Genomic DNA, 22,184 nt, shown 5'->3' on the forward strand with positions numbered 1-22,184 from the left:
ATAGGGTAAATACGGAACGTCCTGGCAATCTTCTATGTTGTAGGATGACGTATGAATGATCGCTGCAGCAGGCGTGAAACCGCCATAAGGATCGATGCAATGGAACAAACCCCGCTCTACATTCGTGTGCACCCCAATGACAATGTCGCGATCGTCGTCAACGACGGCGGTCTGGGTGAGGGCGCCGTATTTCCCGATGGCCTTGCGCTACGCGAGCGTGTTCCGCAAGGGCACAAAGTCGCGCTGGCCGATCTCGCGGAAGGCGACGAGGTCATCCGCTACAACGTGGTGATCGGTTACGCGCTCAAGGCTTTGCCGAAGGGCAGCTGGATCAACGAACACGTCATCCGCATGCCGAGCCCGCCCGGACTGGAAGATCTGCCGATCGCCACGATCAAGGCGCCGGAGATGCCGCCGCTGGAGGGCTTCACGTTCGAAGGCTACCGCAATGCCGACGGCTCGGTTGGCTCGCGCAATATTCTGGCGATCACGACCACGGTGCAATGCGTGGCCGACGTGGTTCAGCACGCGGTCACACGCATCAAGGCCGAGCTGCTGCCGCACTATCCGAACGTCGACGATGTGGTGAGCCTTGGGCACACCTACGGTTGCGGCGTCGCGATCGACGCGCCGGACGCGATGGTGCCGATCCGCACCGTGCGCAACATCAGTCTGAATCCGAATTTCGGCGGCGAAGTGATGATGGTCAGCCTCGGTTGCGAAAAGCTGCAGCCTGAGCGCCTGATGCCGCCGGGCACGATTCCGATTGCCGCTGCCGCGAATGTCGCCGAAGTGGCCGACATCGGCGACGTCGAGGCCGATCTGAATGGCGATGTGGTGGTGCTTCAGGACGAAGCGCACGTCGGCTTTCAGTCGATGATCGAGTCGATCATGCGAATGGCCGACGGCCATCTGAAGCGGCTGAACAATCGCCGCCGCGAGACTTGCCCGGCCTCCGATCTGGTAATTGGCGTGCAATGCGGCGGCAGCGATGCATTTTCGGGGCTGACCGCGAATCCCGCCGTGGGCTTCGCCACTGATTTGCTGGTGCGCGCCGGGGCGACGGTGATGTTCTCCGAAGTCACCGAAGTGCGCGACGGCGTCGATCAACTGACGGCGCGCGCGGCTAACGCCGACGTGGCTGCCGCGATCATCCGCGAGATGCAGTGGTACGACGATTATCTGAAGCGCGGCGGCGCGGACCGCAGTGCCAATACCACGCCGGGCAACAAGAAGGGCGGCTTGTCGAACATCGTTGAAAAGGCGATGGGGTCGATCATCAAGTCGGGCAACTCGGCCATCTCCGGCGTGTTGTCGCCGGGTGAAAAGGTCAGGCAGAAGGGCCTGATTTACGCGGCCACGCCGGCCAGCGATTTCATCTGCGGCACGCTGCAAGTCGCAGCGGGCATCAACTTGCATGTGTTCACCACGGGCCGCGGCACGCCTTACAGCCTCGCGGAAGTGCCCGTCATCAAGGTCGCGACGCGCTCGGATCTCGCGCGCCGCTGGCATGATCTGATGGATATCAACGCCGGTACCATTGCAACCGGCGCCGCGACGATCGAGGACGTGGGTTGGGAGCTGTTCCGCCTGATGCTCGATGTGGCAAGCGGACGTAAGCAGACCTGCGCGGAGAAGCTCAAGCTTCACAACGCGTTGGTGCTGTTCAATCCGGCGCCGGTGACCTGATAGTACTGAACGTAATTACGAAAAAGACTGGAACATGACCGACTCGAACCCTGAGCGCCCGGCGGCGCAAAAACCTTTTCGCCGTCTTCTGCTCACCGGCGCCGCCGGTAACCTCGGCCAGCAGTTGCGCGGTGCGCTCGCGGCGTGGGCCGATGTCGTGCGCGTCACCGATATCGCACCGCTCGGCGACGTGGCGGATCATGAAGAAGCATCGATCGTCGACCTCGCCGATGAAGCCGCCGTTCACGCGCTGCTTGAAGGCGTGGATGCGGTCATCCATCTTGGCGGCATTTCCGTCGAGGCGCCGTTCGAAGATCTGCTCGAAGCGAATATCCGCGGCCTGTACAACCTCTATTCGGCCGCGCAGAAGCAGGGCGTGAAGCGCATCGTGTACGCGAGCTCGAATCACGCGGTGGGTTTTCATCCCACGACATCGGTACTCGATGCCGACGCGCCGCTGCGTCCCGACAGCCTGTATGGCGTGACGAAGTGTTTCGGCGAATCGCTGTCGCGCTATTACTTCGACCGCTTCGGTCTCGAGACGGTGTGCCTGCGGATCGGCTCATCATTCGAGCAGCCGAAGAATCCGCGCATGCTCGTCACCTATCTGAGCTTCCGCGACTTTATCGAACTGGTGCGCTGCTCGCTGTTCACCAACCGGGTCGGGCATGCCATCGTTTATGGCGTCTCGGATAATCGCACCAAGTGGGTCGATAACACCAGGGCGGCGTTCCTCGGCTTTCGTCCGCAGGACAGTTCGATCGAATTCGAGCATCTTTTCCCGGTCACGGCACCCACCGCCGAGCTCGATGATCCGACGCAGCATTTCCAGGGCGGCCCGTTCGTGCTGGCCGGTCCGATGGAGCCGAAGCGATGAGCGCCGTGGCGAACCCGCGCGTTGAGCGCGTCGAGGCGGCAGGGCAGGCACCCGCGTCGGTCGGCGAGAGCCCGGTGTGGCGCGCCGCGGAGCAGGCGCTCTACTGGGTGGATATTCCGGCGCAAAAGATTGTGCGGCTACGGCTCGATTCAGGAGAGCGCTCCGAATGGCAATTGCCGGAGAAGGTAGCCTGCATCGCCTTCGATCGTCGCGGCACGGTGCTGGCGGGCTGTGAGACAGGGCTCTTCGCGGTCGCGCTGACCGAAGGCGCGCCCGGCGGCGAACCCACGAAGGTGACGGGCAGAAAGCTCGCCGCGCCGATCTTCGCATTCGACGATATGCGCTTCAACGACGGCCGTTGCGATCGGCAGGGGCGCTTCTGGTCCGGCACGATGGTGCAGGACATGGCGGCTGCAAATCCTGCGGGCGCGCTCTATCGCTTCGACGAGTGCGGCGTGCTGTCGGAGCCGGTCGTCGAAGCGTTGATCACGCAAAACGGTCTCGCGTGGTCGCCGGATGGGACCACGATGTATCTGTCGGACTCGCATCCTCTGCGCCGACAGATCTGGGCGTTCGATTACGACATCGAAGCAGGCGAGCCGCGTAACCGGCGTGTATTCGCCGATCTGCATCACTATGCCGGCCGGCCGGACGGTGCCGCAGTGGACGCGGATGGCTGCTACTGGATCTGCGCGAACGACGCAGGTCTATTGCTGCGCTTTACGCCCCAAGGCAAGCTCGATCGGCAGATTGCCGTGCCGGCCATGAAGCCGGCCATGTGCGCGTTCGGCGGCAGCAATCTGGATACCTTGTTCGTGACGTCGATTCGTCCCGCGACAGGCGCTAGCGAACACGACGGCCATCTCTTTGCCATTCGCCCCGGCGTGACCGGGCTGCCCGAGCCCGAATACGCGGGCGAACTCTGAATAAACGACGTATTTGAGACGGGGCGCCGGGCTATTAGCACGCCGGCGTCCAACAGTTGCAACCTTTTATTCATCGCTTGTCGTACAACATAGTGGCAAAAATGCCACTTTCAGGTCATCTTCCTCTCCACGAAAAATATAAATCCGCGAGGTGGAGATCTTGCGCGCCCTCCCTTCTGGCATAGCTTTGGTGTCTTATTTCGATCCGGAAACATTTACGTCCAATCCGTCGCGGTGCGGGTAAATACCGGCTGTACAACTCAGATTACGTTTTATAGACTTCATATGTCGTCGTACAACATATGAGCCCAAACAAATTCATTTCAAGATAGTTTTGGCCGCTGGACAAAGAGGGCGGCGTTCGCTGCGCGTGTGACCAACTCGCGCGGGGTTCACGCCGATGCAGTTGTAGTAAAGAAGTCGAGTTGTCTGACAGGAGTGCTGAGCATCTGTGCCGGGGAAGTAAAACAGGCCAGCACGGCAAATCGCTTGCTTCCCGAGTAGGGAAGCGCGCGTGGAGCCGGGAGACGCATCAAAACCATGTCGCATCCGATAGCGGCCCGCAGCAGGCGGCCCCCCGCAATCGATCGGATGATCTAATTTCAAGGAATGTCACGATGAACAAGAAGTTTGCCTCTTCCCGTGTTTCGATGATTGTCGCGGCCTCCGTGCTGGCGTTCAGCACCGCGTCGGCACACGCTCGCGTGTTCCGTGTGTCGGACGTGCATGGCGACACCTATCCGACCAATATGGCCGTGAAGTACATGGGTGAAGAAATCAGCAAGGCAACCGGTGGCAAGGATTCCGTGAAGGTCTTCGGCAACAGCGCGCTGGGTTCCGAAAACGACACGATCGATCAGGTGCGCATCGGCGCATTGGACATGGCGCGCGCCAACGGTGCCGCGTTCAACGAGATCGTTCCTGAATCGATGATTCCGTCGCTGCCGTTCCTGTTTCGCGACATCGACCATTTCCGCAAAGTGATGTACGGCCCGGAAGGCCAGAAGATTCTCGACGCCTTCAAGGCGAAGGGCATGATCGCGCTGACGTTCTATGAGAGCGGCGCGCGCTCGATGTACGCGAAGAAGGCGATCCATTCGCCGGCCGACATGAAGGGCCTCAAGGTGCGCGTGCAGCCTTCGGATCTGATGGTCGACGAAATCAGGGCGATGGGCGGCACGCCCACACCGATGCCATTCGCCGAAGTCTATACGGGCCTGAAGACGGGTCTGGTGGATGGCGCGGAAAACAACCTGCCGTCGTACGAAGAGACCAAGCACTTTGAAGTCGCGCAGTTCTATTCCGAAACCCAGCATTCAATGACACCGGAAGTCCTGGTGTTCTCCAAGAAGGTGTGGGACACACTGACGCCACAGGAGCAGGACATCATCAAGAAGGCCGCGGCTGATTCCGTGCCTTACTACGAGAAGCTCTGGACCGCGCGTGAAGCGGATGCGGCAAAGACGGTCACCAAGGGTGGCGCGACGATCATTACCGCCGCGCAGATCGACCGTCCTGCTTTCGTGAAAGCGATGCAACCGGTCTGGGCAAAGTACGAAAAGACGCCGCAAATGAAGCAGATCGTCGACGAAATCCAGGCAGTCAAATAAGCTTGGCAGTAACGCGGTGGCGAAAAGCCTTGCAGCCAGGCGCTGCGGGGTTTTTCGCGCCGCGCGGTTTCCTGAGCCGATGGTGGTGGTTAGCAGGATTCCTGAAGATTAAAACTAAGTCCGCCGTATGCAAGGATGGGGTCAATGAGATTCATGAAGCGCCCAAATGATTTTCTCTTCCGCGTGCTGGTTGTCGTGGCGTCGGCGAGTCTTGCCGCGTTGTGCCTGTTGGTGATCTACAGCGTGGTGATGCGCTATGCCTTCAGCGACGCACCGGATTTCGTCGAGCCCATTGCCCTCCTGCTGGTGATTGTGATCGCCATGTTCGGCGCCGCGCTCAAGGTTCGCGAAGGCGGCCATATCGGCCTTGACTCGCTGGTCAAGAAACTGCCGCCGAAAGGTCAGGTGATCGCCCATGCATTCCAGCACCTGTGCCTGATCGCGTTGGCCGTGGCGATTTTCTTCGGCTGTTTGCAGATGGCGGAGACGACGATGGACGACAAGATCCCGATTCTGGGCCTTCCGGAAGCGCTTCGTTACGTGATCCCGGTCATTGCCAGCGCCTGCATCGCCCTGTTCTCGTTCGAGAACCTGCTGGGGCTTTTCGCACAGAAACACAAATAGAAGAATCATGGAACTTGCCATCCTCTCCGTTAGCTTCCTCGTTTTCCTCGTATTCGGGGTTCCTGTTTCGTTTGCGCTGGGACTCTCGTGCGTCCTGACTTATCTGTATGAAGGCTTGCCGGCGGCCACCGCCATGCAGTCGATGATCTCGGGAATGAACGCGTTTTCGTTCCTCGCGGTCCCGTTCTTCATTTTCTCCGGCGAGTTGATGCTGCACGGCGGTATCGCCGACCGCATCCTGCGCTTCGCGCAGGCCACGGTGGGCCATTTCCGCGGTGGACTCGGCATGGCTAACGTGGTCGCGTGCACGTTGTTCGGCGGCGTGTCCGGTTCGCCGACGGCCGACACATCCGCCATGGGCGGCGTCGTCATTCCGCTGATGAAGCGCGAAGGCTACAGCGCGGCCTATGCGGTCAACGTGACGACCCATTCGTCGCTGGCGGGCGCGCTGATGCCCACCTCGACGAACATGATCATCTATGCGTTTGCGGCCCAAGGCATCACCGGGACGCTGAACGGTCACCAGATGAGCGGCGTGTCGATCGGCGATCTGTTGTTTTCTGGTCTATTGCCGGTGCTGTGGGTGATGGGTTTCGTGCTCATCGCCGCGTACTGGCAAGCGGTCAAATTCGGCTATCCGCGCCGCGCTGACGGCTCGAGCGAATTGCAGCGCTTTCCCGGCTGGTTCGCGGTAGCCCGGACGTTCCTCGGCGCATTGCCCGGCTTGATGGTGATCGCGATCATTCTGTTCTGCGTGGCGAGAGGTATCGCCACTGCGACGGAAGCAGCAGCCATTGCCGTGGCTTATTCGCTGGTGTTGACCATCGTCGTGTACCGCACGATGACGATGAAGAAGCTCGCTCACGCGCTGTCCAAGGCGGCTAAAACCACCGGCGTGGTGCTGCTGCTGATCGGCGTGTCGAACATGTTGCGCTACCAGATGGCCTATCTGGAGATTCCCGACGCCATTGAACACATGCTCGACGGTGCAACGAGCCTGCCCTGGTTGATGCTGCTTTACATCAACGTCATCCAGATTTTCCTCGGCACATTCGTCGACATGGCGGCGCACATCCTGATCACCACGCCGTTGTTCCTGCCGATGGCGATGCACGCCGGCGTTGGCCCGGTGCAGTTCGGGATCATGATTCTGCTGAACTGTGCATTGGGCCTCGTGCATCCGCCTATCGGCTCGGTGCAATTTATCGGCTGCGCGATCGGCAATGTGTCGATAGGTGAAACCACCAAGGTGGCTTGGCCGTATTACCTGGCTATCTTCAGCGCGATCAACATTGTGACCTATGTGCCCATGTTCTCGACGTGGTTGCCTAGCCTGATTAATGGCCACCCGGTGTTTTGAACGCTTGATTAAGAGTCGGCGCCGGTGTGGCACTGCCAGACGCAAAGAATAATTTTTTTAAAGAGGAGCAGAAATGAAAAAGGCATTGGTAACCTCGGCCCTTGGGTTGGTCGCCCTCGGCGCGCACGCTCAGAGCAGCGTGACGTTGTACGGTATCGTCGATGCGGGGATCGGCTATCAGAGCAGCCAGACGTCGCTTGGTTCGACGACCGGCGGTCGTTCGGTGGTCAAGATGGTCAACGGCGTCTGGGCGGGCAGCCGCTTCGGCCTGAAGGGCGGCGAGGACCTGGGCGGCGGCACGAAGGCGATCTTCCAGTTGGAAGAAGGCTTTAACAGTGCAACCGGCGCGCAGTCGGTCACCGGTCTGGCGTTCAACCGGCAAGCCTACGTCGGTGTGACCAATGCGATGTACGGTACGTTCACGGCCGGCCGCCAGTACACGTCGTACTACACGCTGCTGTCGCCCTATAGCCCGACCACGTGGCTGACGGGCGCATACGGCGCACACCCGGGCGACATCGATTCGCTGGATACGCTGTACCGCGCGAATAACTCGCTGGTGTACACGTCGCCGAGCCTGCATGGCCTGACGGTGAGCGGTTCGTATTCGCTGGGCGGCGTGGCGGGCAGCACCAATGCCGGATCGACGTATAGTGCGGCGGTCCAGTACCTGAACGGTCCGTTCGGGATCGCGGCGGGTTACCAGCGCATCAATAATGCGGCGTCGGGCGGCGGTGCGTGGGACCCCAACTCCACGACGTCGAATAACGGCGCGCAGACGGCGGTGTCGGGCATCAACAACGGCTACCAGACGGCGCAGGCGCAACAGCGCGTTGCGGTGACGGGCGGCTATGCGTTCACTTCGCAATGGGACGTGTCGTTCTCGTATTCGAACGTGCAGTACATCCCGGGCATCCACTCGGCGTTCCACAACGAGGCGATTTTCAACACCGCGGGCGCGGTGCTGCACTTCAAGCCGCTGTCGGCGCTGGACCTGGCCGCCGGCTATAGCTATACGCGCGCAACGGAGTCGAACGGCATCACGAGCGCGGCCAGCTATCAGCAGTTCAATCTCTCGCAGTACTACAGCCTCTCCAAGCGGACCGGCCTGTATGCGCTGGAGGCCTACCAGCGTGCGGGCGGCAAGACCCTGGTCCCGAACAAGGCCGGCACCGCCACGAGCATCATCGACGCAACGGCCGATATCGGCGACGGCCAGAACAGCGCGCCGTCCTCGTCACGCAGCCAGTTCGCTGCAGGCGTGGGTATCATTCACCGCTTCTAAGCGGGCAGGATAGTGGCGGCGTCTGTCGACGCCGCCACGGCGACGCGTGTCGGATGCGCGTCGCTCAGAAGCACCCGCTGCGCGCGCAACGCGCGCAGCATTGTCGGCGGCGCACGGCCGTCGAGCATCGGGCTCGCCGATCCGGCTGAGTGTGAATCCCATCGCGACCATTTCGGCACTCGAGTTCCGCGTCCCGGATAACCCTCGAACGCCGTCCGACGCTCACGCGTCCGGTTCGGACCACAAACGCCCACCCGTTGCCCAGTTTTCGCGTTTGACGTCGGTGAGGATGATGTCCACCGAGTTCGGCTCGACGCCGAGAGACTCGCAGGTCGCTTTGGTAATGGCTTCGACGAACTGGCGCTTCTGTTCCAGCGAGCGGCCTTCGAAGAGTTCGATATGAAACGTGGGCATTGCGTGACTCCGTGATAAGTGACGTCAGTAGGTGACGGCGATAAGGACGTCGATAAGGACGTCGATAAGTGAAACTAATCGCGGTACGTGCGATCGAGCCGGTCGAGCTTGCGTAGCAAAGCAGGCCATTCCAGCGCGCCTTCTATCGCACCGCCGTCGACCAGTTGCTCAGCCGTCCGTGCGGCCACCGTATCGCCCGGCACGACGAGCGCGCTGCCGCATGCCTGCGCCTGCAACTGGATTTCGCAGGCCTTGATCAGCGTGGCCATCAGCACATAGGCTTCGGCAACGGTGCGGCCGGTGGTGAGCGTGCCGTGATTGCGCAACAGCATGGCCGGTTTGTCGGCGAGATGCGCGACGAGGCGTTCGCCCTCGGTCGGCGTAAAGGCGAGGCCTTCGTAATCGTGATACGCGAGGTGGCCGTAAAAACGCAGCGCGTGCTGCGACGCCGGCAGCAAACCGGCCGGCTGCGCGGAAACCGCCACGCCTGCCGTGTTGTGCAAGTGCATCACGCAGAAAGCGTCGGCGCGAGCGGCGTGCACGGCGGCATGCAGCGCGAAACCGGTGGCGTTGACCGGATGCAAGCTCGCGCCGACGATGTTGCCTTCGATATCGATCTTCACCAGGTTCGACGCGCACACCTCGTCGAACGCGAGACCGAACGGATTGATCAGGAAATGGCCGGGTTCGCCAGGAACGCTGGCCGAAATATGCGTGTAGACCAGGTCGTCCCAGCCGTTGAGCGCCGCGAGGCGATAGGCGGCAGCCAGATCGACGCGGGTCTGCTGTTCGGCTTCGGACATCGGCCCCGCCTCGGCGACACGGCCGGCGGGCGTGTGGGTGAACGACATGTGTGTCTCCTGAGATTGCCTGGTGGACTGTGACTGCGGCCGGACTGTGCGGACTCAACCGGCGGGCTGAGTTTGCGGTCCGAGTCTGCGGCCTGAGTCTGCGGCCTGAATCTGCGGCCTGAATCGACACCCAGACCTATGGCTTAAACCTGCCGCCCAAAACAGCAGCGCTAACCCGCGCGCCTGACCGACGCCGGCGACCTGGCCGATGCTGGCGACGTGACGCGCCGTCCGGCTTCGGCACGCTCGGCCGGTTCGGAGACCGCCGCACCGCGTGTAAGCCGGCCATTGAGCCACTGCATGCTCCACGTTGCGAGTACGAACGGCGCAGTCATGGCCGGCAACGCATAGTAAGCGGCCGTCGCCTGCAATACGACCGAAATCGCAACGCCGCCGAGCGTCACCGCAATACCGTAATCGGCCAGCGCGATCGCGCTCAGCACACCGTTGAATCCTAACAGGCCCGCGTCGAACGAGCTTGTACTCGCGCCGAGCAGCAGATGCGTGGCACTCGCGAGACCCGCGCCGATCAACGCCCACAGCGCGTGCCGCCGTGACGCCACGGCGATGCCGGCCAGCACGAGCAAACCTGGCAGCGCGCCGGACGCAAAACCGGTTTGCGCGAAACCGGCGAGTACGCCGCGGCTCAATTGCGCCGCGCCGAGCGCGTGCTCAGCGGTGAGGCTCGCTTGCTGCGCGACGCGCGTCACCAGCGGCAGCCAAAGCCACGTGACGAGCAGGCAAGGGCTGGAGAAATAACCGAGCCCACGCGCGCGCAACCGGCGCGACCACGGTTCCAGCAACCACGCAGTGCCTGTCGCGGCCAGAATCGCCACGGCGGCGGCCGTCGCGTTGTCGGCGATGAAGCTGAACGCGGCGAGACCGGCCAGCGCGCCGTTAAAGCCGTGCAGGCCGGCCCGTGTGTCGTCCTCGCAATAGCCGGCCAGCACCGCGCTGACGTTAGCCGCGATCGCACCCATCAGCGCCGCGCATGCGAGGCGCGGATCGCATAGCAGCCATGCGGCGAGCAGGCACGCACCGGTGAATGCGTTCGGCTGTAGCACGATCTGGCCGAAACTGCGCAACAAGGTGCGCAAGGCGGCGGATTGTGCTTCGGTTGCGGCGGCGTGCATGGTTTAAAGGCGGCGAATTCGATGCGGCGCGACCTGGCCGCGCGCAAATCAAGTGCACGCAGCAGGTCAGGTTGAGTGTGAACCGCGAGCATAGGCCACTTGCCGCGCGGCGGGCATTGCCAGGCGTTGATAGTGGCTATTTGCGACACATGCGCACCCAGGCGCTGCGAGCCGACAAGCGGTCCGTCGGCGAACCGAAAGCTTTCGCGCTACGATATCAATCCGGCGCGCTTGCCGTGCCGTTCCGTTCCGTTTTGTTTCGTTCCAGAAGGAGACAGACTGATGCGTGAATTACGGTGGGAATCGGAAGAGGGCGAGGGTTTCGAACACCTGGCGTTCGACGCGCGCGCGGACGGCTTTGCGGTGGAAAGCGTCGTGGTCGGGCAGCGCTACGGCAAAGAGTATGGCCTTTACTACAAGGTGCGCTGCGATGCGCAATGGCGCACCACCTATGCGTGGTTGAAGATTGTTGGCGGTGGCGAGGTGGAATTGCACGGCGACGGCGCCGGCCATTGGCACGATGGCCATGGCCTGGTACTGAGCGCGATTGAAGGGTGCATCGATATCGATATCGCCGCCACGCCCTATACGAACACCTTGCCGATCCGCCGGCTGCAACAGGCCGAAGGCGAGCGCCAGCCGATTTCGGTGGCCTATATTTCGACGCCGGATTTGCAGGTCACGCGTGCCGAGCAGGCGTATTCGTGCATCGAATTGAATCGCGTGTATCGCTACGAAGGCATTTTCCGCAATTTCACCGCGGACCTGACGGTGGATGAAGACGGCCTCGTAATCGACTACCCGACGCTGTTCACACGCCTGCCGCGCGGGCGTTGATCGTCGATGTGCCGGGGCCGGCGCTGTCTGCCGGACGCTGCCCCCGGTGCAACTCGACAAAGCGCTCGATGCCAGCCGCGATACGCTCGGGTTCGCGCAAGACGACCCAGTGGCCGGCATCGATTTCCGTGCGGCTATACGGACCGAGCCAGCCTTCGAGCCCAATGGAGAGCTCGGGCCCGACGTAGCGATCGCGCAGCGGTACGATGAATTGCACCGGCGCATGGGCATGACGTGCGCGCGGGTGCAGCAGTTTGTCGATGAAATTGGCGCGGTAGAGATTCAGGCCATTGATCGCATTGCGCGTTTGCGCGGGATCGCGTTCAGGGCGCACCCGTTCCGTTAGCCGCAGCCACAACGGCCACAGGCGTGCGCCGCCCGCGCGCCAGACCAGCTCCGGCAGCAACGGCAGGTGAAAGAAGAAAATGTACCAGGATTTGAGCGTTTGCCGCAGTCCGCTGCCGAATGGCCGTTTTGCCGCCTGACGTGCCTTGGGCTGCCCCGCATGACCCGCACCAGCGCCGGCGCCAGGGCCGCCGCGCAAGTCGAACGACGCGTGATCGAGACACGGCCCGGAGATCGACGTGTAAGACGCAATGCGGCCTTTAAAGGCCGGGTCGGTGACCGCTTCCCAGCATTGAATCGAACCCCAGTCGTGACCGACCAGGTGAAACGGCCGTGCGCCGCTCGTTGCATCGGCGACGGCCGCGAGATCGGCGGCCAGCCGCTCGAGCCGGTAAGCCGCGCGCGACTGCGGCGCGCCGGATGCTCCCGCGCCGCGCACGTCATAGCTGATCACGCGGTAGCGTGCGTCGAGTTGCGCGCGCACCGGTTCCCACACCGCCGCCGAATCCGGATAACCGTGCACCAGCACGATCGGCGGCGCGTCGCGCGGTCCACTCACGTAGACCGCGAGCCGCACGTCGCCGGCTTCGACCCACAGCGTGTCGCGTATCACGCGGCCGCCCGCACGCCGCGTCGCGTGGCTTTCCGTGTACCTGGCGTGGCCGCGTTGCTCGCGTCGACAGCGGCGACGAGACCATCGATGCGCGCCAGTTGCGCGCGATTGTCGTGATCCCACGGATGGAAGCCCGGCCGGAAAAAGCTCCGCCATTCACGGGCAATACGCGGAAACACGCCGTGACGCGGGCCATACAGATACTTCGCGACGCGCCACATGCCGCGGATATGGCCGCCGCGTTTGCGATCGGCGATGAGCAGACGCACGTGAAAGTCGAACACGATCAGCCAGAAGGTCAGCGTGGTGGTGAGCATCGTGCCGGTGCGCAGCAGGTAGCGTCCGAGTCCGGGCTTCAGCACGGCGTTCCACACGTCGTACGAGACCGATTTGTGCTCCGTTTCTTCAAGCGCATGCCACGTCCACATCTGCGTATAGCCTTCGACCGAACCGCCGATACGCGATGCGTCTTCCAGCAGCAAGCCGGCCAGCATCGCCGTGTAGTGCTCGAGGCAGACCGTCACCGCGAGTTGATACGAATGCGGCAGGACTCTGCGGAAGAAGTTGAGAATCGCCCACAGCCGCTTGTCCAGCTTATGCGCGGGCAAGCCGGCTTCCTGCAGCAGATCGTTGTATTCGATGTGCTCGCGCGTATGCATCGCTTCCTGGCCGATGAAGCCGAGCACCTGCTTCTTGAGCACGGGGTCGTCGATCTGATCGCGGTAGTTGCGCACGCTGTCCATGAAGAAACGCTCGCCGGCCGGGAACAGCAGCGAGAGCGCGTTGAAAAAGTGTGTCACATGCGAGCCCTGCACGTGCCAATCGCAGGCGCGTTCCTGCGGTAAATTGAAACGGAGGTCGCGGCGAACCGGCATCATGGCCTTTCTCCTTGTGATTCTTTACGTGCTGCTGATTGTGCGGATCGTGCTGATCGGTTTCTTTGCATTGCGTTAGATAGACGCGGCGTCACGCACGCCGGCCGTCCACTTGCGCGGCGCGGCGCGCGCGTTTTTCCGCAATGCGCTTCATGCGGCGCGTCTGCATCACGACCAGCGCCTGATAGGCCGCCGGCAACGTGCGCGCCAGCCAGTCGGCGGCGCGCGCATCGCGGCCGATCAACACACGCCGTTTGTTCTTGCGCACGCCGTCGAGAATCACGCGTGCGGCTTCGTCGGCGGTGGTGATAAAAAACTTCTCGAAATCGTCCTTGCCTTGCTGTTCGTTTTCCAGCATGAAGCCGACCATGTTCGACGAGATCCGGCTCGACTGCGCGATGCTCGTGCGAATGCCGCCCGGATGCACGCAGGTCGCCGACACGCCGCATTTCATCAGATCGAGCTCCTGGCGCAACGCTTCGGTAAAGCCGCGCACGGCGAATTTGGTCGCGTTGTAGCCGCTCATGCCGGGTTGCGAGAAGAGGCCAAACACGCTCGACGTATTGACGATGTGCCCCGCGCCCGACGCCTTGATATATGGCAGAAACGCCTTCGTGCCGTGCACCACACCCCAGAAATTGATGCCGACGATCCACTCCAGGTCCGCATACTCCATGCCTTCGATCGTGCTCGACAGCGCCACGCCCGCGTTGTTGAACACGAGGTTCACGCGCTGATGCTGCGCGGCCGTTTCGGCGGCCCATTCGAACATCGCGGCGCGATCCGACACGTCGAGCACCCGCGTGGTGATACGCAGCGGCGAGCCGACGATATGCGGCGCGGCAGCTTGCGCGAGTTGCGCGGTTTCGGCGAGGCTGGTTCCATTGCGGTCGGCGAGCGCGAGGTGGCAGCCTTCGCGCGCCAGCCGGATCGCGAGCGAACGGCCCATGCCCGAGCCTGCACCGGTGATCGCGGCCACTCTGTCGGTAAAGTTCTTCATTGGCTTATCTCCTGTCCTCTCTGAGCGGTGCCTTGTCGTTATGTTTTTCAGGTTGCTTCCGCAGACGTCGCAGCCGCCGTCGTAACGGCATTGCCGTGCGCCTGCGCCTGCGCATGCGCAGGCTGCTGCGAGCCCGCGTGCCCGCTCAGCGGCTGCGCCGTGGGCGAATACGCGAGGTAGTCGTCCATGCTGAAGGTGCGAGTCGCCTGGCGGAATTTGTAAGCGAATCCCGGCCACAGTGTCGTGTTCTTGCCGGTCTTGGGATCGAGATACCAGCTCTTGCAGCCGCCCGTCGACCAGATCGCACGGCCGAGTTTCTGCTGGATCTGTTCGTTGTAGGTACGCTCGACATGCGGACGCACTTCGATCGCGTCAGCGCGTTCCGCGCTCATTGTCTTCAGTGCACGCAGGATGTATTCGACCTGTGACTCGATCATGAACACCATCGAGTTGTGACCGAGGCCGGTATTCGGGCCAACAATCATGAAGAAGTTCGGATAACCAGGCAGTGTCGTACCGAGATAGGCATGCGCGCCGTCTCGCCACGTATCGACGATATCGACGCCGCCGCGGCCGCGCACCACGCCCGCTGGAAACGGATCGGCCACCTGAAAGCCGGTGCCGAAGATCAGGCAATCGGCAGGATGACGCGTGCCGTCGGTCGTGATCACCGCGTCTGCTTCCACGCGGGCGATGCCGGTGGTCGTCACCGACACGTTCTGGCGCGACAGCGCGGGGAAGTAGTCGTTCGAGATCAGGATGCGCTTGCAGCCCATCGTGTAGTTCGGCGTGAGCGTGGCGCGCAATTGCGGATTAAGCACCTGGCGGCGCAGATGCCGCTCCGCGACTTTCTGCGCGGTCTTCATGAGCGAAGGATGAATCGCGAAGCCGAATGCCCGCGATTCGAGCATGCAGTAGAGCGCCGAACGCATGATCTTCTGCGTGAACGGCAGATGCCTGAACAACCACTGTTCGAACGGCTTCACCGCGCGGTCGGCCTTCGGCATGATCCACGGCGGCGTGCGCTGGAACAGGTTCAGGTGCGAGACGCGCGGCGCGATCTGCGGCACGAACTGAATCGCGCTCGCTCCCGTGCCGATCACCGCGACGCGTTTGCCTTCGAGCGAATACGTATGGTCCCAGTGCTGTGAGTGGAACGCCTTACCCTTGAATGTTTCGATGCCTGGAATGTCCGGCACGGCCGCGCGCGAGAGTCCGCCCATTCCCGAGATCAGCACGCGCGCCGACCATTGCTGCCCGTTTGCGAACGTCAACTGCCAGCGGTGGCGGGTTTCGTCGTAGATCGCCGAGGCAAGTTCATGACCGAAGCGCAGATGGCGCTGGATGCCGAACTTCTGCGTGCACTGTTCCAGATACGCGCGAATTTCCGGCTGACGCGCGAACATGCGGGTCCAGCGCGGATTCGGGGCGAAAGAGAACGAATAGACGTGGGATTGCACGTCGCAGGCGCAACCGGGGTAGTGGTTGTCGCGCCAGGTGCCGCCGACCGACTCGGCTTTTTCGGCGATGATGAAGTCGGTCATGCCGGCTTGCCGCAGGCGGATCGCCATGCCGAGGCCGGCAAAGCCGGAGCCGATGATGGCGATGTCGGTATCGATGGGCGCGGATGCGTTGGGCGCCGCGTCGTCGAGGGGCATCATGCGTGCGTTCATCCGATCCGTCTCCTTGTTGTTCGCTCTTAACTGTTACATTGGGTGATGTAACAATAGAGGCTGTCAACGGATGACGCAAGCAGCGGGTTAGACGGGAAACTCTATGGAGCGGAGAACGTTGTGGCGCAAGGCCCAGGCGGCGACGGCGCTGGCCGGGCAGGGCTTTGAGACGGATGCGGAAGCGCAGGTCATTCCGTCATGTGAAAAATGCAGGGCGGATTCGCTTTGAAAACCCGCCCTCCGTACAGCAGCTTTAGCGCGTTATTGCACCGAAGCCTTAGGTGCGGCAGTCACGCGAGTCGCGGCAGACTCGTCGGCGTCGTTGCTTTGCACGATATGCAGTTCACGTGTGCGAACCGGCAAGCTGCATTGGGCGTTGTTGAGCGTTTGACGGACTTGGCGAGCGAGGTCCCAGCGCATGTCCCAGAACGCGTCGATGTTCGCCCACACGCGAATGTTCAGCACCACGGTGCTGTCGTCGAAACGGGCCACCATCACCTGCGGCGCGGGTTTCTGCAGCGCGCGCGGGTCGGCAACGGCGAGATTGCGCAGGGCGGCTAGCGCCTGGTCGACGTCGTCACGCACCGAGATTTCCACTTCCAGATCGAGGCGGCGGGTCGGGTTGCGGTTGTAATTGCGGATCGAATTGCTCCACAGCGCGCTGTTCGGCACGTATTCGCAAATGCCGTCAGCTTTCGTGAGGCGTGTCGTGAACAGACTGATTTCTTCGACCGTGCCTGCGACGGTGCCTGTGCCGGCTTCAATCGAATCGCCCACCTTGAACGGCCGCAGCAGCAACAGCATGATGCCGGCCGCGATGTTTTGCATCGTGCCCTGCAGCGCGAGACCGATAGCGAGGCCGGCGGCGCCGAGCACGGCGACGATGCTCGCCGTCTGAATGCCCAGTTGCGACAGTGCGCCGATGATCGAGACGACGCGAATGCTCCACAGGCAGGTGTCGCAAATGACTGGACGCAGCGTGGCGTCCATGCGCGACTGGCGCGCGAGCAGCCGGTTGAGCGAGCGTGCGACGCGGCGGGCGACCCACCAGCCCACCACCAGTATCAATGCGGCCGCGCACAGGTGCATCGAGATCGTGGAGAGTGCGTCCCAGAGGAAGGTCCACCGGTCAGGGTGAATCTCAGCGAGTAAATTCTGCATGGCCTTGACGGTCCTGATTTTTTAAGCGACGGCGTATGGTTCGCCGCCTGGTTCACAAGAAGCATGAATACCGTGTGTCCGCGCAACACGAGCGACGGGCAGGTATCCGGAGAATGACGCGATTAAAGCGCGCAAAAAAGGGACCGTTTCGCAAATGGAAAGTTCTGCCGGTACACTCTTTTTAACAAATTGAGTTTCCGGATACGAAAGGGCGGGCGGCGCGCAATGGCGACGTGAGAGGGTGTGTTGACGTGGCGCCGTCATGGATTGAATGACGGGTGACCATTGAAATGTGGCGTCAGCCTGAGAAATTCTTCCTCTGGCTGACGCAGCGTCAATGCATTATTTGATACGGATGACGAAGTAATGGGTTGCCCTGTGTTTTCGGGCGACCAACGTCTATTTTCCCGCAAGACTCGCGGCCACCTCGCGGTTTTGCCAGACGTTGTCCTTCACGGTGATCTTTTGCGGAATCAGATGCGCGCCATAAAACGCATCGGCGACGACCTGCTGCGAGCGGGCGATCTCGTCGGTGACGGCGGTGGTGCCGTACGGATAGCGGCGCACCCAGGTTTCGACCAGCTTCTGATCGAGACCGACCTTCGGCGCGATCAGCGCGGCGGTTTCCACCGGATGAGCGTTCACCCACAGGCCGGCGGTGCGCAACTGCCCGAGAATCGCGCCGACCACATCGGGATGCTGCTGGGCGAAGTCGCGCGTGGCCTCATAGAAGTTATAGGGACTGTTGAGTTCCGAATAATCGACCAGCGTGCGCGCGTTCAACGCCTGTTGCGCGGACGCGTAGTAAGGGTCCCAGATCGCCCATGCATCGACGGTGCCGCTTTCGAAGGCCGCGCGCGCGTCGGCGGGCGCCAGATAGACCGGGCGAACGTCTTCGTAACGCAGGCCGGCTTTTTTCAGCGCTTCGAGCAGCAGGTAGTTCGCGCTCGAACCCTTTTGCAGCGCGACGCGCTTGCCCTTCAATTCCGCCACGCTATGCAGCGCCGAATCGCTGCGGACAAGAATCGCTTCGGCGTGACGCCCTGATGGCTCTGCGCCGACGTACACGAAATGCACGCCGCCGGCTTGCGCGAACACCGGCGGCGGTGCGCCGGTGTAGCCGAAATCGATGCTGTTGGCGTTCAGCGCCTCGAGCAATTGCGGGCCGGCCGGAAATTCGAACCACTTGATGCTGTAGCCGAGCGGCTTGAGCTTTTCGTCGAGCGAGCCTTGCGCCTTGAGCACCGCGAGCAAGCCCGATTTCTGATAGCCGATGCGCAGCACGTTGGACGGCTCGGTGCCGTTGCCGCTACTGCTGTTCTGAGCTGTTGCGCTCAATGTGGTGAGCGCCGCCAGCAGCGCGGCGGCGACGTGAAGCGAAACACGGGTATGACGGGCCATCCGGCGAATCTCCATTGCGTTCGATTGATCGACGATCCTCGCACGGACGTTTCGCCGATCAAACGAAGCAATGCAGATTTGAATATGACGCGCACGCGAAGTGGCGCATGGAAGCGCCCGTATAAGCGGAGACAGGAACGGCGCGTGTTACAACGCGGGTTGCAACGCGGATGGCCGCGAGCGCCCGCAGGAATGACTATTTTTTCGGTTTACTCTTCTTGGCGGCTGTGCCTTCGGCCGGATGGCCCAGCTTCTTTTCCATGATCGCCGCGACGCGGTCGCCGAGATAATCGCCGGAGGCTTCTTCCAGCGCACGGTTCATTTCGCTTTCGACCAATACCATTGCCAGGGGCCGCACACGCCAGATCGCCTCGACCAGCGCGGGCACGTCGGCGGGCGGCGGCAGCGCGTCGGCGTCGTAGCGGTCCAGTTGGCGGACCACCAGATCGACCAGCGCCTTGGCGACCGCATTGAAATGCGGCCTTGCGATGCCCACGGCGTCGAGCAGGTCGGCGAGCGGAATGCCTTCTTTCGCCATGGTCGCGCCAGCGGCCAGCGCCGTGGGGCTGCCGGACACGAAGGAGAGGCCGTTGCGCTCCAGCAAACCCAGATCGACCGCTTTGCCGAGCGCGCTCGGCGAGGCTTTGTCGCCGAACATGTGCAGCAGCTCGATCAGCGAGTATTTTTTCGGCCGTTCGCGCGACCAGCGGCCGCCGATCGCGGTCTCAAGGCCGAGGATGGAACGCAGATCGTGGCCTTCGTCCACCGCCATGATCAGGTCCTGGATGTTCGCGAGCGTGTAGCCGCGCGTGAGCAGATGGTTGATCAGCTTCAGACGCGACACATGCGTGTCGTCATACACGCCGACCCGGCCGCGCTTTTCCGGCGGTGCGAGCAGGCCGCGGTCCTGATAGGCGCGCACGTTGCGCACGGTGCTGTCAGTGACGCGCGCGAGTTCGTCGACCGTGTATTCGTTGGGCGGCGCGTCGCTTGGCCGAACGCTCGAGTCGGCGGGCAAGGGCGGAAAGGGGGGCGGCGTATTGGGCATGGGGGGATTTTAACGCGGCGGCCTATGCGTCGGTTAGTGCGTCGGTTCGTGCGTCGGCCAATGCCACGAATGCCACGGCCAGGGTGCCCATCCACGCAGCGGTTTGAGGAGTGAGGCGGCGGAAAAAGGGAGCCTCGCGACAAGCCGCCATTCCTGAGGCCGGCGTAACGCCAGGCGTTTTATCCGCGGCCCTGCGCCACGTCGTCCGGCGCGTTCGAATCGCCCACGCCCAAGGGACGCTGCATCAGCGTGGTGTCGAGCCAGCGGCCGTGTTTGAACCCGACCGCCTTCAATGTGCCGGTCAATTCGAAACCCAGTTGCGTATGCAGGGACAGCGAACCGCCGCTGCCGCCGTCCGCAATCACGGCGACCATCTGGCGCCACGGTCCGGTTTCGCAGCGTTCGATCAGCGCTTGCAATAGCACGCGTCCCAGGCCTCGTCCACGATACGCGTCGCTCACATAGATCGAATCTTCGATCGTGTTGCGATAGGCGGCGCGAGGCCGGTAGGGCGTCGCGTAGCAATAGCCGGCGACTTCGCCGTCGATCTCGGCCACCATGTACGGCAGCCCATGACTGCGCACCGACGCGAGCCGCGTGCGCAGATCGTCGACGGAAGGCGGGGTTTCTTCGAACGAAGCAACCCCGGTCAGCACATGGTGCGCGTAGATCGCCTGGATCGCGGGCAGATCGGCTTCGGTGGCGTCGCGGATCAAAGGCGCCGTGGGCGGCGGGGTGGCGGCCGAGTCGGCTGAATGGGGCGTGGAGGGCGAGGGGCGGGTGGTGCTCATACGTGTTCCTGTCGTAGCCGGTGAGTCTGCGGATACGTTTTACTATGCCCGCCGCGCGCCCGAATTTGAAGCGAGTCAAAAATCGTCGCGATCTATTGACGGTATCGGCGTATGCGTAGGTGACTGGCGCGACCGGGGTATGGCACGTTCCGCGCATGCATAAGTGGCCGGTGCGTCCGAGGTGTCGCGCGTAGTGCCCGGCCATGCGGCTGTGCCGGGCGCTCCGGATTCCCGTTGCGAAGACGCATGCACGCGGTGTGCTTTCCGGCGCTCAGCTATGCGAATACGTATCCGGCTGCGTCACGTGCCCGCGGTGATGCCGGTGATGCTTTGCCTTGTGCTTTGGCTGGGCCTTGGCCGGAGCATGGCCCGCGGCTTGCGATTGCGGCTGCGGTTGAGGCTGGGCTTGCATCGGTTGCGGCTGTTGCGGCTGTTGGGCCTGCGCACCCGGCGCGGGTGCCGGATGGGCATTGCCGGACGGCAGCGTGGTCTGGCCTTCGCCGAAGCGAAAGGTTTGCGAGGTCTGGGCGTACGCGGTGGCGGACAGTGTCAGGGCGGCAACCGCCACGCAAATCGAAAACTTCATTGATCCATTCTCCTTCTGAACGAGCCGGTGAGGATACCGCAATGCGGCCTCTGGCTCCTTCGACGCCCTTCATCAAGCGCGGCGGACCGCTTGCGCCGCTGTCATCTGGCGTACGGCGAAGGTGGCTTCAAAGATCGAACTGATCGAACTCGCTTTGCAGTTCGCGGTTACGTGCCACGCGTTCGTCGATACCGGGCCCGAGCCGTTCGACAATCGCGGAGATCAGCAGGTTGAACAGGCAGGTGAGCGGCGCCAGCGAATCCCAGAACTGACCGACATCGGTTTTCACCTGCAACAGATCGCCGTCGAATTCGCGTGCCCACGGACAGTAAATATCGGTGACGAGCGCGAAGGGCAGCCCACGGCGCGTGGCGGCTTCGCAATAGCGGCGCGCGATCATCGAGTAGGCGCGCGTGTCGGTGATGATCAGATACGGTGACTTGAACTCGGAGTTCAGCGAATCGACATAGGAGCCCGACATGCCGTCGGAATAGAACACGCGTGGGCGGATGTACTCGAGGTAACTGTAGAACGCGTTGCTGATGCCGCGCGTGGACTGAATGCCGAGGATATAGACAGCGTCCGCATTCGAGATGCGTTCGGCCACGCGGGCGAACACCGGCGATTGCGCAAGCTGGTAGACATGCTGGATCGCGCCGATTTCAAGTTCGAGCGAGTGGGCGAGAGCCGGGTTGGGAGCGGAGTTGGCGGCGCGAGGCTCGCTTGCCGCGAGGGGGGCTTCGTCGTGCTGGCCGGAGGTGCGGCGAAATGCGTCGAGCCGGTCGGTAATCAGCCACGGGCGCTCCTGTGCGCCGCGCAGTTCGCGCTTCAGGTCGTCGAGGTTCTGGTAGCCGATGCTGCGTAAGAACCGGCCCACCGAGATGCCGCTGGTGCCGGCTTGCTGGGCGATCTGGTCGGCGGTTTCGAGGCCGAGCCGCTCGAGATTCGCCAGCATGTAACTGGCGACGCGTTTGGAGGTGGGCGTGAGTTCGGCAAAGCGGGCTTCGACGGTTTGTGCAAAAGCGGTCGGCATCGTAGTCGCGGTGCGGGTAGTGGATCGATCACCGGGATGATGACATATTCAA

The 22,184-nt window shown here is 62.6% G+C and carries 21 protein-coding genes and 1 pseudogene; 8 read left to right on the top strand and 14 right to left on the bottom strand.

Annotated features, from left to right (window positions below; all coding sequences use genetic code 11):
• The first annotated feature begins 99 nt into the window (after nucleotides 1-99).
• From garD to KHO23_RS22535, 7 genes are all read left to right on the top strand, one after another.
• Nucleotides 100-1,689 (top strand): galactarate dehydratase, encoded by a 1,590-nt coding sequence (garD, locus tag KHO23_RS22505; protein ID WP_211613435.1) that lies wholly within the window; start codon nucleotides 100-102, stop codon nucleotides 1,687-1,689.
• Between the two features lie 34 nt (nucleotides 1,690-1,723).
• On the top strand, nucleotides 1,724-2,566 hold the full coding sequence (locus tag KHO23_RS22510) for an NAD-dependent epimerase/dehydratase family protein (RefSeq protein WP_211613436.1): 843 nt from the start codon (nucleotides 1,724-1,726) through the stop codon (nucleotides 2,564-2,566).
• Complete coding sequence (locus tag KHO23_RS22515) at nucleotides 2,563-3,492, top strand: SMP-30/gluconolactonase/LRE family protein (RefSeq protein ID WP_211613437.1); 930 nt, start codon at nucleotides 2,563-2,565, stop codon at nucleotides 3,490-3,492. The genes KHO23_RS22510 and KHO23_RS22515 overlap by 4 nt, the downstream gene beginning before the upstream one ends.
• Nucleotides 3,493-4,109: 617 nt before the next feature.
• Nucleotides 4,110-5,102, top strand: coding sequence for a TRAP transporter substrate-binding protein (locus KHO23_RS22520; RefSeq protein ID WP_211613438.1), 993 nt, complete (start codon nucleotides 4,110-4,112; stop codon nucleotides 5,100-5,102).
• A 144-nt stretch (nucleotides 5,103-5,246) separates the two neighbouring features.
• The gene (locus tag KHO23_RS22525; RefSeq protein WP_211613439.1) at nucleotides 5,247-5,726 is read left to right on the top strand and encodes a TRAP transporter small permease; all 480 of its coding nucleotides are present in this window, start codon (nucleotides 5,247-5,249) and stop codon (nucleotides 5,724-5,726) included.
• Between the two features lie 7 nt (nucleotides 5,727-5,733).
• Entirely contained in the window at nucleotides 5,734-7,086 is a 1,353-nt protein-coding gene (locus KHO23_RS22530; RefSeq protein ID WP_211613440.1) for a TRAP transporter large permease, read from the top strand.
• Nucleotides 7,087-7,159: 73 nt separating this feature from the next.
• Nucleotides 7,160-8,371 carry a porin gene (locus KHO23_RS22535; protein ID WP_211613344.1) on the top strand — a complete coding sequence of 404 codons (1,212 nt, stop codon included), beginning with the start codon at nucleotides 7,160-7,162 and terminating at the stop codon, nucleotides 8,369-8,371.
• Here KHO23_RS22535 and KHO23_RS35470 read toward each other — a convergent pair.
• The 4 genes and pseudogenes from KHO23_RS35470 to KHO23_RS22550 form a co-directional block, all read right to left on the bottom strand.
• On the bottom strand, nucleotides 8,368-8,499 hold the full coding sequence (locus KHO23_RS35470) for a hypothetical protein (protein ID WP_268963905.1): 132 nt from the start codon (nucleotides 8,497-8,499) through the stop codon (nucleotides 8,368-8,370). The genes KHO23_RS22535 and KHO23_RS35470 overlap by 4 nt on opposite strands.
• A 94-nt stretch (nucleotides 8,500-8,593) precedes the next feature.
• Nucleotides 8,594-8,791, bottom strand: a pseudogene (locus KHO23_RS22540) (4-oxalocrotonate tautomerase); the annotation flags it as partial.
• Nucleotides 8,792-8,859: 68 nt separating this feature from the next.
• Nucleotides 8,860-9,636 carry a class II aldolase/adducin family protein gene (locus tag KHO23_RS22545; protein ID WP_211613441.1) on the bottom strand — a complete coding sequence of 259 codons (777 nt, stop codon included), beginning with the start codon at nucleotides 9,634-9,636 and terminating at the stop codon, nucleotides 8,860-8,862.
• A gap of 170 nt (nucleotides 9,637-9,806) precedes the next feature.
• On the bottom strand, nucleotides 9,807-10,769 hold the full coding sequence (locus tag KHO23_RS22550; RefSeq protein WP_211613442.1) for an urea transporter: 963 nt from the start codon (nucleotides 10,767-10,769) through the stop codon (nucleotides 9,807-9,809).
• A gap of 282 nt (nucleotides 10,770-11,051) precedes the next feature.
• On the opposite strand from KHO23_RS22550, the gene KHO23_RS22555 reads away from it, so the two are divergent.
• Complete coding sequence (locus tag KHO23_RS22555; RefSeq protein WP_211613443.1) at nucleotides 11,052-11,606, top strand: putative glycolipid-binding domain-containing protein; 555 nt, start codon at nucleotides 11,052-11,054, stop codon at nucleotides 11,604-11,606.
• Here the strand turns inward: KHO23_RS22555 and KHO23_RS22560 are convergent.
• The 10 genes from KHO23_RS22560 to sapR all read right to left on the bottom strand — a co-directional run bounded on the left by KHO23_RS22560 (nucleotide 11,581) and on the right by sapR (nucleotide 22,132).
• Nucleotides 11,581-12,564 carry an alpha/beta fold hydrolase gene (locus KHO23_RS22560; RefSeq protein WP_211613444.1) on the bottom strand — a complete coding sequence of 328 codons (984 nt, stop codon included), beginning with the start codon at nucleotides 12,562-12,564 and terminating at the stop codon, nucleotides 11,581-11,583. The genes KHO23_RS22555 and KHO23_RS22560 overlap by 26 nt on opposite strands.
• A complete protein-coding gene (locus KHO23_RS22565) occupies nucleotides 12,561-13,442 on the bottom strand; it encodes a metal-dependent hydrolase (protein WP_211613445.1) in 882 nt (293 codons plus the stop codon). Before KHO23_RS22565 ends, KHO23_RS22560 begins: the two co-directional genes overlap by 4 nt.
• An 88-nt stretch (nucleotides 13,443-13,530) precedes the next feature.
• A complete protein-coding gene (locus KHO23_RS22570) occupies nucleotides 13,531-14,439 on the bottom strand; it encodes an SDR family NAD(P)-dependent oxidoreductase (RefSeq protein ID WP_211613446.1) in 909 nt (302 codons plus the stop codon).
• Nucleotides 14,440-14,486: 47 nt separating this feature from the next.
• Complete coding sequence (locus tag KHO23_RS22575; protein ID WP_211613447.1) at nucleotides 14,487-16,112, bottom strand: flavin-containing monooxygenase; 1,626 nt, start codon at nucleotides 16,110-16,112, stop codon at nucleotides 14,487-14,489.
• A 261-nt stretch (nucleotides 16,113-16,373) separates the two neighbouring features.
• Nucleotides 16,374-17,273 carry a mechanosensitive ion channel family protein gene (locus KHO23_RS22580; RefSeq protein ID WP_211613448.1) on the bottom strand — a complete coding sequence of 300 codons (900 nt, stop codon included), beginning with the start codon at nucleotides 17,271-17,273 and terminating at the stop codon, nucleotides 16,374-16,376.
• A gap of 399 nt (nucleotides 17,274-17,672) precedes the next feature.
• Nucleotides 17,673-18,674, bottom strand: coding sequence for a sulfonate ABC transporter substrate-binding protein (locus KHO23_RS22585; protein ID WP_211613449.1), 1,002 nt, complete (start codon nucleotides 18,672-18,674; stop codon nucleotides 17,673-17,675).
• Between the two features lie 196 nt (nucleotides 18,675-18,870).
• Nucleotides 18,871-19,692 carry a MerR family transcriptional regulator gene (locus KHO23_RS22590; protein WP_236066956.1) on the bottom strand — a complete coding sequence of 274 codons (822 nt, stop codon included), beginning with the start codon at nucleotides 19,690-19,692 and terminating at the stop codon, nucleotides 18,871-18,873.
• A gap of 209 nt (nucleotides 19,693-19,901) precedes the next feature.
• A complete protein-coding gene (locus KHO23_RS22595) occupies nucleotides 19,902-20,513 on the bottom strand; it encodes a GNAT family N-acetyltransferase (RefSeq protein ID WP_211613451.1) in 612 nt (203 codons plus the stop codon).
• A 271-nt stretch (nucleotides 20,514-20,784) separates the two neighbouring features.
• Nucleotides 20,785-21,099 (bottom strand): hypothetical protein, encoded by a 315-nt coding sequence (locus KHO23_RS22600; RefSeq protein WP_211613452.1) that lies wholly within the window; start codon nucleotides 21,097-21,099, stop codon nucleotides 20,785-20,787.
• Between the two features lie 127 nt (nucleotides 21,100-21,226).
• Nucleotides 21,227-22,132 carry a sap1 transcriptional regulator SapR gene (sapR, locus tag KHO23_RS22605; protein ID WP_211613453.1) on the bottom strand — a complete coding sequence of 302 codons (906 nt, stop codon included), beginning with the start codon at nucleotides 22,130-22,132 and terminating at the stop codon, nucleotides 21,227-21,229.
• Nucleotides 22,133-22,184: the final 52 nt, after the last annotated feature.

The organism is Paraburkholderia haematera (assembly GCF_905220975.1).
GTDB lineage: Bacteria > Pseudomonadota > Gammaproteobacteria > Burkholderiales > Burkholderiaceae > Paraburkholderia > Paraburkholderia haematera.

Bases quoted from the DNA above. Each gene is read 5' to 3' on its own strand.
- KHO23_RS22520 (WP_211613438.1), top strand. From the start codon at position 4,110: ATGAACAAGAAGTTTGCCTCTTCCCGTGTTTCGATGATTGTCGCGGCC.
- KHO23_RS22510 (WP_211613436.1), top strand. From the start codon at position 1,724: ATGACCGACTCGAACCCTGAGCGCCCGGCGGCGCAAAAACCTTTTCGC.
- KHO23_RS22555 (WP_211613443.1), top strand. From the start codon at position 11,052: ATGCGTGAATTACGGTGGGAATCGGAAGAGGGCGAGGGTTTCGAACAC.
- KHO23_RS22530 (WP_211613440.1), top strand. From the start codon at position 5,734: ATGGAACTTGCCATCCTCTCCGTTAGCTTCCTCGTTTTCCTCGTATTC.
- KHO23_RS35470 (WP_268963905.1), bottom strand. From the start codon at position 8,499: ATGCTCGACGGCCGTGCGCCGCCGACAATGCTGCGCGCGTTGCGCGCG.
- KHO23_RS22535 (WP_211613344.1), top strand. From the start codon at position 7,160: ATGAAAAAGGCATTGGTAACCTCGGCCCTTGGGTTGGTCGCCCTCGGC.
- sapR (WP_211613453.1), bottom strand. From the start codon at position 22,132: ATGCCGACCGCTTTTGCACAAACCGTCGAAGCCCGCTTTGCCGAACTC.
- KHO23_RS22600 (WP_211613452.1), bottom strand. From the start codon at position 21,099: ATGAAGTTTTCGATTTGCGTGGCGGTTGCCGCCCTGACACTGTCCGCC.
- KHO23_RS22575 (WP_211613447.1), bottom strand. From the start codon at position 16,112: ATGAACGCACGCATGATGCCCCTCGACGACGCGGCGCCCAACGCATCC.
- KHO23_RS22595 (WP_211613451.1), bottom strand. From the start codon at position 20,513: ATGAGCACCACCCGCCCCTCGCCCTCCACGCCCCATTCAGCCGACTCG.
- KHO23_RS22515 (WP_211613437.1), top strand. From the start codon at position 2,563: ATGAGCGCCGTGGCGAACCCGCGCGTTGAGCGCGTCGAGGCGGCAGGG.
- KHO23_RS22580 (WP_211613448.1), bottom strand. From the start codon at position 17,273: ATGCAGAATTTACTCGCTGAGATTCACCCTGACCGGTGGACCTTCCTC.
- KHO23_RS22545 (WP_211613441.1), bottom strand. From the start codon at position 9,636: ATGTCGTTCACCCACACGCCCGCCGGCCGTGTCGCCGAGGCGGGGCCG.
- KHO23_RS22565 (WP_211613445.1), bottom strand. From the start codon at position 13,442: ATGATGCCGGTTCGCCGCGACCTCCGTTTCAATTTACCGCAGGAACGC.
- garD (WP_211613435.1), top strand. From the start codon at position 100: ATGGAACAAACCCCGCTCTACATTCGTGTGCACCCCAATGACAATGTC.
- KHO23_RS22525 (WP_211613439.1), top strand. From the start codon at position 5,247: ATGAGATTCATGAAGCGCCCAAATGATTTTCTCTTCCGCGTGCTGGTT.
- KHO23_RS22550 (WP_211613442.1), bottom strand. From the start codon at position 10,769: ATGCACGCCGCCGCAACCGAAGCACAATCCGCCGCCTTGCGCACCTTG.
- KHO23_RS22585 (WP_211613449.1), bottom strand. From the start codon at position 18,674: ATGGCCCGTCATACCCGTGTTTCGCTTCACGTCGCCGCCGCGCTGCTG.
- KHO23_RS22570 (WP_211613446.1), bottom strand. From the start codon at position 14,439: ATGAAGAACTTTACCGACAGAGTGGCCGCGATCACCGGTGCAGGCTCG.